Origin of the sequence: Rhizobium sp. NFR12 (genome assembly GCF_900108545.1) — a bacterium.
Classification (GTDB): Bacteria; Pseudomonadota; Alphaproteobacteria; order Rhizobiales; family Rhizobiaceae; genus Neorhizobium; species Neorhizobium soli.
Window position 1 is genome coordinate 43,021 of sequence record NZ_FNWM01000009.1, and the last position, 9,768, is coordinate 52,788.

At 57.3% G+C, this 9,768-nt stretch carries 6 protein-coding genes and 1 pseudogene; all 7 read left to right on the forward strand.

Annotated features, from left to right (window positions below; genetic code table 11):
* The first annotated feature begins 260 nt into the window (after positions 1-260).
* Complete coding sequence (bcsA, locus tag BLW69_RS22245; RefSeq protein ID WP_092665482.1) at positions 261-2,492, forward strand: UDP-forming cellulose synthase catalytic subunit; 2,232 nt, start codon at positions 261-263, stop codon at positions 2,490-2,492.
* Positions 2,489-4,810, forward strand: coding sequence for a cellulose biosynthesis cyclic di-GMP-binding regulatory protein BcsB (locus BLW69_RS22250; RefSeq protein ID WP_092665484.1), 2,322 nt, complete (start codon positions 2,489-2,491; stop codon positions 4,808-4,810). The genes bcsA and BLW69_RS22250 overlap by 4 nt, the downstream gene beginning before the upstream one ends.
* Positions 4,807-5,907 (forward strand): family 8 glycosyl hydrolase, encoded by a 1,101-nt coding sequence (locus BLW69_RS22255; protein WP_092665486.1) that lies wholly within the window; start codon positions 4,807-4,809, stop codon positions 5,905-5,907. The genes BLW69_RS22250 and BLW69_RS22255 overlap by 4 nt, the downstream gene beginning before the upstream one ends.
* Before the next feature lie 125 nt (positions 5,908-6,032).
* Positions 6,033-7,739: a hypothetical protein gene (locus BLW69_RS22260; protein WP_139283925.1), complete on the forward strand. Its 1,707-nt coding sequence runs from the start codon at positions 6,033-6,035 to the stop codon at positions 7,737-7,739.
* Between the two features lie 190 nt (positions 7,740-7,929).
* Positions 7,930-8,247, forward strand: a complete 318-nt coding sequence (locus BLW69_RS22265; RefSeq protein ID WP_092665490.1) for a hypothetical protein — start codon at positions 7,930-7,932, stop codon at positions 8,245-8,247.
* 177 nt (positions 8,248-8,424) lie between these two features.
* Positions 8,425-8,643, forward strand: a complete 219-nt coding sequence (locus tag BLW69_RS22270) for a hypothetical protein (RefSeq protein ID WP_139283926.1) — start codon at positions 8,425-8,427, stop codon at positions 8,641-8,643.
* A 439-nt stretch (positions 8,644-9,082) separates the two neighbouring features.
* A pseudogene (locus tag BLW69_RS22275) lies at positions 9,083-9,768 on the forward strand (IS3 family transposase); the annotation flags it as partial.

Genomic DNA, 9,768 nt, shown 5'->3' on the forward strand with positions numbered 1-9,768 from the left:
TTATTAAACGAACTTGCTCGGGATAACTTGTGCGTTTGACATATTTAGTAATTGACAATCAGTCAATAACTTTCGTCGTGACGCACGAATCAAGACAAACTGCGCCGCGATCCGGCCATCTGCGCAATTATCTTGCTGCGCCACTTCCAAGTCGCGTTAATAGTTTCCTAACCATGCCAAGTATGGCCGCGGGTTGGGTCATGTTGTGCATCTCAGTGCAGGCGCCCGCGACTGAAGAGATAGCGAAGGAGTGCACGGTCATGGTCAGGCTACTTACATACGGATTTTGGTTAAGCTTAGCCGTCCTGATGTTGCTGCTTGTTGCACAACCTGTAGGTCACGGAACCCGGCTCGGCGTTTCGCTGATCGTCATCGGAATACTAGCGGTGATCATGGTTTTCAGACTCGACGGGGTATGGCGCCACGTCTTCTTGGCATTGTCGAGTATCGTCATTCTACAATATGCCTACTGGCGCACGACGAGTACAATTCCGCCCATTGATGACCTCTATTCGTTTATCCCAGGTGCGATCGTCTACGCCGTAGAAATGTACTGCATCGTGATGCTCGCAATCGGCCTGTTCGTTATTGCCGATCCCATTGAGCAGCCGGAAGCTGCGGAATTCGATCCGGAATCCTGTCCAACCATTGACGTCTTCGTACCCAGCTACAACGAGGACAGTGAAATCCTAGCCCTCACCTTGTCTGCTGCAAAGGCGATGGACTATCCGGCCGACAAGTTCACGGTTTATCTGCTCGACGACGGCGGTACCGACCAGAAGCGATTCAGCGACGACGTGGTCGTTTCATCCCGGGCCAAGGCGCGGGCTGAGGAACTGATGAGCCTCTGCAGCGATCTTGGGGTCGTCTACCTGACCCGCACGGAGAACTCCCATGCCAAGGCGGGCAATCTGAATGCGGCCCTCTGGCGCACCAAGGGCGAACTGATCGTCGTGTTTGACGCCGACCACGCACCCGAACGCAGTTTCCTGCGCCACACGGTTGGTCATTTTTCCACCGATCCCAAGTTGTTTCTCGTGCAGACCCCGCATTTCTTCTCCAATCCGGATCCGATCGAGCGCAATCTGGCAACTTTCGGACGCATGCCGTCCGAAAACGAGATGTTCTACTGCAAGATCCAGAAGGGCCTGGACCGCTGGAATGCCTCGTATTTCTGCGGCTCTGCTGCCGTGCTTCGTCGCGAGGCACTGGAAGAGGTTAACGGCTTCTCGGGCATTACCATTACCGAGGATTGCGAAACTGCTCTCGAACTCCATTCGCGCGGCTGGAACAGCATCTACGTCGACAAGCCTTTGATCACGGGCCTTCAGCCCGAGACATTCGCCGGTTTTATCGGTCAGCGCTCGCGCTGGTGCCAGGGGATGATCCAGATCCTGATCTTGAAGAACCCGATGTTCAAGCGTGGTCTCAGCCTGCCGCAGCGGCTCAGCTACTTGTCAAGCTCGATGTACTGGTTCTTCCCGTTCATCCGCGCGACGTTCCTGATCGCTCCAATGCTCTTCATTCTGTTCAATATGAAGATTTTCGTCGCATCGCTGGACGATTTCATCGGCTATACGGTGATGTACATCATCGTCTGCGAACTGGTGCGCGGCTATCTCTACGGAAATGTGCGCTGGCCCTGGGTCTCCGACCTCTACGAATATGTGCAGAGCGTCTTTCTGATCCGGGCTATTGTCGCCGTTATTCTGAGCCCGCGTAGCCCGACATTCAACGTCACCGCTAAGGGCGCATCACAGAAGCATGATCGCATTTCGGAACTCGCGCTTCCCTTCGTCGGCATCTTCGTCTTGCTTCTGGTTACGCTCTTCGTGGCAGCCTATCGCTACAATACCGAACCTGAAATCGCGAACCTTCTCCTCGTTGCCGGCATCTGGAACGTGCTCAACCTTGCCATCGCAGGCGCTGCTCTGGGTGTCGTGACCGAACGCGGCAATAATGACGTCGGTGTCGAACTGCCGGTTCGGGCCAATGTCGAGCTGGAGTTTGGCGAAACCATTCTCAAGGGCGCGATCGTCACCGCATCGGCCCGTCAGGCCAGGCTGATACCGGCCGAAAGGACGACCCGCCAACTCCGCAAGGGCGAGTATGGCCGGCTGCATCTTCTCAATCCTTCCTCGAACATCTTGATCACGAGCATGCCCATTCATATCGCGGCCTCGTCAACGTCCGACGATCATGCGCTTGAGTTGCGGTTCGAGCCCGAAGCCCATCACTTTCCGATCATCGCGGAACTGATGCTGAAGGACATGAAGGTCGTTCGTGCAGAGCGGGAAGTACGGCGCAAGAGGAAGGGGCTGATCTCGGGGAGCATACGTCTCGTCCGCTGGGCGATCACCTGCCCGATTTCCGCCCTGTCCGTCGCCCTCAGCCCTGCGCCGAAAGAGCGGTCGGAAGAGCGAAAGCAGATCGCCAAGCAGCCGCTCGCCATTGCCGCCGCACCTGCACATCACAAGGAGTTCGCAGAATGACCCTCCACAAAGCAGGTTTCCTAACCACATCCGCTTTGCTGTTCCTCGGCTTGGCAGCCACGACCTCGGCCGCCGCCAGCGACACGGGCTTCATCCTTGCACCAAAAGCAAAGCCCGAGGCTCCCGCCAAACGGACGCCCGAAGACACCCGGCAGATGCGTCGGCTGATGGCGGATCGGAACGACCTGTTCATGGGAGGCGAAACCGTCAATCGCGAGTTTGCCTTTCTGGTCCTCCCGTCGGAAATGACCGGCAGCGCGAAGATCGTTCTTGATATCCAATCGGCGATTTCGGTCGCGCCCGAGCGTTCGACGTTGCGGCTGTTCATCAACGATCAGGATCTTGGCACCATGCCACTCGTCTCCGGCGCGCCGCGGCAGGTGGAAATTGAAATTCCCAAGGGGCGGCTGCAACCTGGGTATAATTCGCTGGTGATGCTTGCGGACCAGTTCCATCGGGTCGACTGCTCACTGGATGCAACCTATGAGCTCTGGACGCAAATCAATCCCACCAATAGCGGTGTGTCATTCTCGCGGCGCACGGGTGACGGCAGCAGCGACCTCTCGTCGCTGCTGACCTTTGGCAATGTCAACGGTCGAACAGCCATTCGCATGATCTTGCCGAGGACCGGCACGACCAATGATATCGATCGCACCATGGCCATGGTGCAGGCTCTGGCAATTGCGGGTCAGCTCGACCGACCGGCAATTTCCATGGTTGAGCAACCCGAATCGACCCCTGGCATCGAGATGCTGGTCGGCACCTTCGGCCTGGTCCGTCAGGCTCTCGGAAGCAATGCCGGCGAGCTTAGCGAAGGCGTTCACGTAAAAACCGATCCGGACACCGGCAAATCCCAGTTGATTGCGACAGCAAGAACGGAAGAAGATCTCGACCAGATCATCGCCCGTTTCGAAGTGGATGGTCGCGACCATTATCAGGATGGCACGAGCCAGGGACGGCGGGCCATCGAGAACCGGCGCGGCCGTCTTCTCGAGCCGGCCAGCCGCACGGCGCTATCAGCGCTGGGATTTATCTCACGGCCCTTTCTCGGCCGACACTATGATCAGTCCGTGTCCTTCAACCTGCCGGCCGATTTTTATCCCGGCGACTATGGCGCTGCGACGCTCAATCTCAGTGCCGACTACGCTGCCGGGCTTTCCCCGAATGCCAAGCTGATCGTACGCGCAAATGACGAGACGGTCGCGAGCGTCCATCTTGGGGACGGACGGACGGGTCGCATCACCAATCAACATCTCCCGATTCCGCTGAACAAATTGCGCCCCGGCAGAAATACAATCCGTCTCGAAGCGGACTTGACCGCTTCTGCCGATGCAGCCTGTGACGCCCAGACGTTGACCTCCTCGACGCCGCGCCTTCACGTCAAGGCGGATAGTTCGCTCGACATGCCAGTGTTTGCACAGGTCGGACATTCTCCGGATCTGGCAGTCGCCATGGCAGGCGACTTCAAGGCTGGTGCAAGTGATAAAGAGCCTCTACCGCTTTTCGTCGAGAATCTGCGTCCGGCTTCGCTCGGAGCGGCGGCAACGCTTCTCGCCCGCACGGCTTATCTTTCAAGCCATGTCACGCCGGTTGCCACGACCAACCAATGGCCTTCGCAGCGTGACAGTGCGTTGCTGGCGCTCGGCACGTTTGCCGGCATCGGCCGTCACTCTCAATCCGATATGATGGTTGATCTCAGTCCATCGCTGGACATGGCATCCTCGGCCGCATCCAAGCTGCCGGCAGCGCAGTCGACAGCAAGCCTGGCCTTCGGCACCGACCAGCCAGATTCAACCAAGTCTGCAGATCCGCAGACCAAGGTCGCAGCTTACATAAAGTGGGCGGAGGGTCTGGGCATTGCTGCCTTTGAGCGCCTTCGCACGCAGGCCGAAATTCTGAACCTCGTTCCCAACCCGCAGGTCCTTGCTGCTGACCAGAGCTACCAAATCCCGGGCAATACCGATCTGCTTGTCACCCAGCGGATGGCGGGTGACCGCTCGCCCTGGACGGTCATTGTTGGACGTGACGAATTGGTGCTGCAGGAAAGCGTCAACGCCATCAGCCAGCCGCATGTCTGGAGCGGCATCGGCGGCACGGTTCAGGCCTTCGAGCGGACTGGCAAACAGATCGAGCGCAAGGAAGCTCTCCATCAAGAGCTTTATGAGACCAAGCCGCTGTCGCTCAAGAACGGTCGCCTTATCGTCGCGGGCTGGTTTGCCAACAATTCATTGCAGTTCACGATTTCCCAGATCGCCGCCGCAGTGTTGCTTGGCATGTCAACCTTCGTCGTCCTTCGCAAAGGACGCCGGAAGCCATGACATTTCCAAAGACGAAAGGTGCCCTCCTTGCGGTGCTTGCCCTCTTGTCCGGGGAAGCGGAGACAGCAAAAGCACAGGTAGGCGCCGATATCGAGAGCCCTGCAGCGGATCTCGCTGCGGGTGCATGGTTGCTCTATCAGCACAAGTTCATGACGCCGGACGGCCGCATCATCGACAACAAGGCCGGTGACATCAGCCATAGCGAAGGCCAGGGCTATGGCATGCTGATGGCGGTGCTCGCGAATGACAAACGTGCCTTCGACCTCATGTGGAAATGGACCCGCGCCAATCTCATGATACGTGAGGACGGACTCATGGCATGGCGATGGGATGCCAGGGAGAACCCGCATGTCAAAGACACGAACAACGCGTCCGACGGAGACCTCTTAGTCGCCTGGGCTCTACTGAGGGCTTCGCAGAAATGGAAGCAGTCAGATTACAGCAAGGTCGCGCTGCAAATGGCTCAGACCATTTCCAAGCTGGCGACGGCCGAGACAGCGTTCGGCAAGGTGCTGATGCCGGCAATTTACGGCTTCAAAGCTGGCGAGCAACCAGACGGTCCGGTCGTCAATCTGTCCTACTGGGTCTTTCCGGCCTTGGAGGAGCTTGCTCAGGCTTCAAGAGCCTTTCCAGGTCGGGCGCTCGTCAAGACCGGCTTGTCGCTGGTGCGTGACGCACGTTTCGGGCCAGCACAACTGCCCGCTGACTGGATCGGGCTTTCGGCAAGCAGTCCGAAGCCGGCTCAGGGATTTACGCCGCAGTTCGGCTATGAATCCATCCGCATTCCGCTCTATCTCGCTTGGTATTCGACGGATCATCCGGACCTGCTGGAAACGTTTTCCAGACAGTGGAAGCGTTCAGCTGGCACGAAGGGGCTGGCCGTCATCGAACTGACAACAGCGACCGCAACCGCCGCCATGCCCGATCCCGGCTACCGGGCGGTCGCCAATCTTGTCGAATGCAGTCTTGGCCGGCCTGTGAATATCGAGGAGGTCTCGAACTTCAGTCCGACCGATTATTATCCTTCCACCCTCCACGTTCTCAGCCTCATGGCTATCGCTGAAAGGTACCCGACATGTTTGACCGGCTCTCTCTGAAGTCCGTTCTCCTCGCTGGCTGCTGCCTTGTCGTGCCCATCAGCTACGCGACTGGCGACAACGCCGTCACCAGCCCGCTCGGCACCATTCTTCCAGCCACCGCTCCTGCTCAAACCGTCGCTGTCATGCCGCCGAACATGGCAAGCGTGGGGACAGCAGCGGGGCTCCAGCAGGGCGCCGCGCCAGTCACGCCGGCATCGTTAGGCCAGGCTCAGATCCCGACAGCAGCCGTCGTTCCGGCTGTAGCGTCGCCGCAGGGGCCGGTCACGGCTGTGGTTCCTGCCAGCTTTGCCGTCGCGGCGGCGACGGTCGCGCAACCTGTTGCCGCCAAAGCTGGCGAGAACCCTTTCGCGGCCTCGACAGCCCCACTGCAGGCACCCGCCGCCATAACGCATCCGACGTCCTTCGGCTCAACCTCGTCTGGCGCGTCACAATCGGCGCCAGCGGCTTCGGCTCTGGAGGACACGCTGACCATCGACGAGACGGCACTCCGTTATTACGCGACGCAACGCGACCTGAAGAGGCTTGGCGCCGAGATCCGGCGTTTGAAGGCGCTTTATCCGAACTGGGATGCGCCCGAAAACCTTTTCGACCCGCCGACAAACGTTTCCGAACAGCCACTATGGGAGATGTTCGGTCGCGGTGACTATGCCGGCGTCCACAACGAAGTGGCGCGGCTCCAGGGCGACAATCCGAACTGGAAGCCGTCTGCAGACCTGCAGATGAAACTGGGACTGGCCGAAATCCGCACGCTGATGCAGCGCTCATTTGCACAGCGCAACTGGTCTCAGGTGGTAGAACTCGCTGAATCGACGCCGGCCCTGATGGTTTGCCAGGATATGAATTCGATCTGGCTGACCGCGGAATCGCTGGCGCGCACGCAGGATCTTGCACGGGCTTTCGAACTCTACAAATATGTGCTGACGACCTGCACCAACGGCGACGAAAGGCTGGCGACGGTCCAGAAGGCAAGCCTTATCCTGCCAGAAGCAGGGTTCGCAAACCTTGTGGCCATGGGTCGTTCGCTTCCCGATGGAAGCCTCGAATTCGAAAACGTCTCGCTCGATCCCCTGCGTAGCCGCATGGGTAGCCTAGCGCAGGGCAATCCGGCTGCTGGTGTGGTCACAACGGATCAGCTGCAACGTCTTGCCATTCTCGCCCAGAAAACAAACTCGGCATCGGATGCCGCATTGTTCGGCTGGTATTACTACAGCCAGAAAAGCTGGGAAGCGGCTTACCAGTGGTTTTCTTTCGCGCATCAGGTCGCCGCTGACCCAAAGAGCTTGGAAGGCATGATTCTTTGCACGCGCAATCTCGACCATGAGGTCGAGGCGACGGTGCTGGCTAAGAAAAATGTCGAGCTAACCCCAGAGATCACCAAGATCTATATCGAGCTGGTCGCCGACCAGATGACGGACGAAAAGCCGGCGGTGATGAGGAGCGAGGACCTGAAGCAGTTCGAGCAGCTTGTTCTTGAACATGAGTCCGCGTTGGGCACTCAAGCGCTAGGATGGTACCTATTGTCACAGAAGAATACTGCCGATGCGAGCCGCTTGTTTGACAAATCAGTTTCCTTCGAGCCAACCGAAGGGGGGGTCGTCGGCCAGGCAGTACTAGCCGCGCGCGCAAAGCGCTGGTCAACAGTGTCGGCCATCAAGAAGAAATATGGCGATCGTTATAGTGGACTAGCGGACGTCAACGTATATCAGGCAAAGTACGTGCCGAAAAAGGTACGACCTGTCAGAAAAAAAACACAGCCCGATATGCTTACCAAGCTCTTCGGAAACTATGAGAAAGACGGAAGGGGCAGCAATCGACATGTTGAAAACTGACGCCTGGATCTCGGGCTCGGTACCTAAACGCCCAACGTTGCATTCAATTTGAACTTATTGGATTAATCAGAACATTTTGAGCAAATCTTGTTCCGAGAGCACACGTAGGTAATATTTTCTAGCCAGCCGCTTTTATTTACTCGAGTATCGTATATGGGTGGGTTCGATTCCGAATACTTAGAGTGTCGCCATGGCTCCTCACATCGATAAAAGGCAGGAAATAGACCGGAACCTACTTTCTCTATTGCAAACCATCGATCAGGAAAATGGAGCTCTACTCCTGACTGACGAAGAGCTTCTGGAGCTCGAAACTACGGATCATTTCAACAACGCGCGTGAACTCGGACTTATTCGCGTTGATGCCGGCAGCGAATGGAGTTGTGGTGCCGTTGTGTTCCTCACACCCGAAGCTCATTCAACGCTGGGCAAGCCGCACCCTGCGCAGGGCTGGACGGACGTCGTTAGGGCTCTTCTTGGTAGACGGGGCGGAAAGCTTAGGCAGCGATAAGAACCGCCGCCCTGCTCTGAGTCCCAACCGACCTAATCGGGCTCGGCTATCTGGAGATCTAGACCTATGGGAGCGAAAAATCCAGGTGGGTCGCTGCCGTCCACATAGCACTAGCAGTTCTGCTAATCGATCATGCTGCTCTTAGCCGCTAGGTTCGACTGCGAGAAGGAGGTCACGATGCATAAAATGAAACCTGAAGAAATTCCTGCGTTCGTTGAGGAGGTCGCCGCTACCGGCTGCAAGATCACGGGGATCGCCGGCGTAGGCTATGTAATCGGCGATGCCGACCTTCCCAATGATCAGCTGGAGGAGGTCATGCCGAAGCTATCTGCGATCACAGAATACTACGGAAAACGAGACACCTTCTTAAAGACATCATGGAGTATCTCGTATTGATCGGGCGGAGCTATCCGCTTCCAGAATTGCAGTAGCGTATGATCCAACGTCATAGCATGAGGTTAGGGAGGATATGCATGTCGGTATTTACATGGTCACGATCGACGAATCGGGCGCCAAAGCCATGATTATAACTTCATTGCTGCTCTGATCTCCGTTGCGCTGATCGCTAGCGCGACCACATTCGGCGGCGCCGTTGAATACCCAGTTCACTAATATGTCAAAGATGCTGGACTGCAGTCTCGGCAGGGTGGATTTACCATATACCCACCGGCCGAATTGATATGGCTGGCTCGCTAGGGAACGAACAACAACCGCGAGCGGACATCAGATCACCACATACACCCGCCTCGCCATCAGCGGCATAGGCCGAATTACATTGAATAGCCCCGAGATTTGTAGACGCCTTCTTTCCTAATTTTGAGGCAAGAAGATCACCATGAGCAAATCGAATTTCAGCGAAGAGTTTAAGCGCGACGCGGTGCGTCAGATCACGGAACGGGGCTATCCGGTTGCGGAGGTTTCGCAGCGGCTCGGTGTAAGCCCGCACTCGCTTTATGAGTGGAAGAAGAATTTCTCCTTGGCGTCTGGGAGCCAGGGTAACGACCAGTCCGAAGAGATCAGGCAGCTTAAAAAGGAACTGGCGCGGGTCACGGAGGAGCGCGACATATTAAAAAAAGCGACCGCGTATTTCGCCAGGGATGCAAAGTGAAGTACGCGTTCGTTGCCCAGCATCAACAGCGGTTCTCGGTGCGAATGATGTGTCGCCTGTTCCGCATCCATCCCAGCGGGTTTTATGCCTGGCTTCGGATGCCCTTGAGCAAGCGTGCCTGTGAGGACAAGCGGCAGATTGATCTGCTCCAGACGGCTTGGGAAGAGAGCGGCAAGGTCTACAGGTATCGCAAGCTTAATGACGACCTGCTCGATCACGGCGAGACATGCTGCCCCTACCGGGTTGCGCGTCTGACGCGGATTGCCGGGATAAAGGCTCAGATCGGCTACAAGCGCCGTCCCGGAGTTTATGGCGGCAGGCCTTCCATTGTCATCGACAACACTCTGGACCGTCAATTCGACGTTGCTGCTCCGGACAAGGCGTGGGTCACGGACATCACCTACATCCGGACC

Excerpts from the sequence above, each read along its gene's own strand:
- BLW69_RS22265 (WP_092665490.1), top strand. The coding sequence starts at position 7,930 with ATGGCTCCTCACATCGATAAAAGGCAGGAAATAGACCGGAACCTACTT.
- BLW69_RS22250 (WP_092665484.1), top strand. The coding sequence starts at position 2,489 with ATGACCCTCCACAAAGCAGGTTTCCTAACCACATCCGCTTTGCTGTTC.
- BLW69_RS22255 (WP_092665486.1), top strand. The coding sequence starts at position 4,807 with ATGACATTTCCAAAGACGAAAGGTGCCCTCCTTGCGGTGCTTGCCCTC.
- BLW69_RS22270 (WP_139283926.1), top strand. The coding sequence starts at position 8,425 with ATGCATAAAATGAAACCTGAAGAAATTCCTGCGTTCGTTGAGGAGGTC.
- bcsA (WP_092665482.1), top strand. The coding sequence starts at position 261 with ATGGTCAGGCTACTTACATACGGATTTTGGTTAAGCTTAGCCGTCCTG.
- BLW69_RS22260 (WP_139283925.1), top strand. The coding sequence starts at position 6,033 with ATGCCGCCGAACATGGCAAGCGTGGGGACAGCAGCGGGGCTCCAGCAG.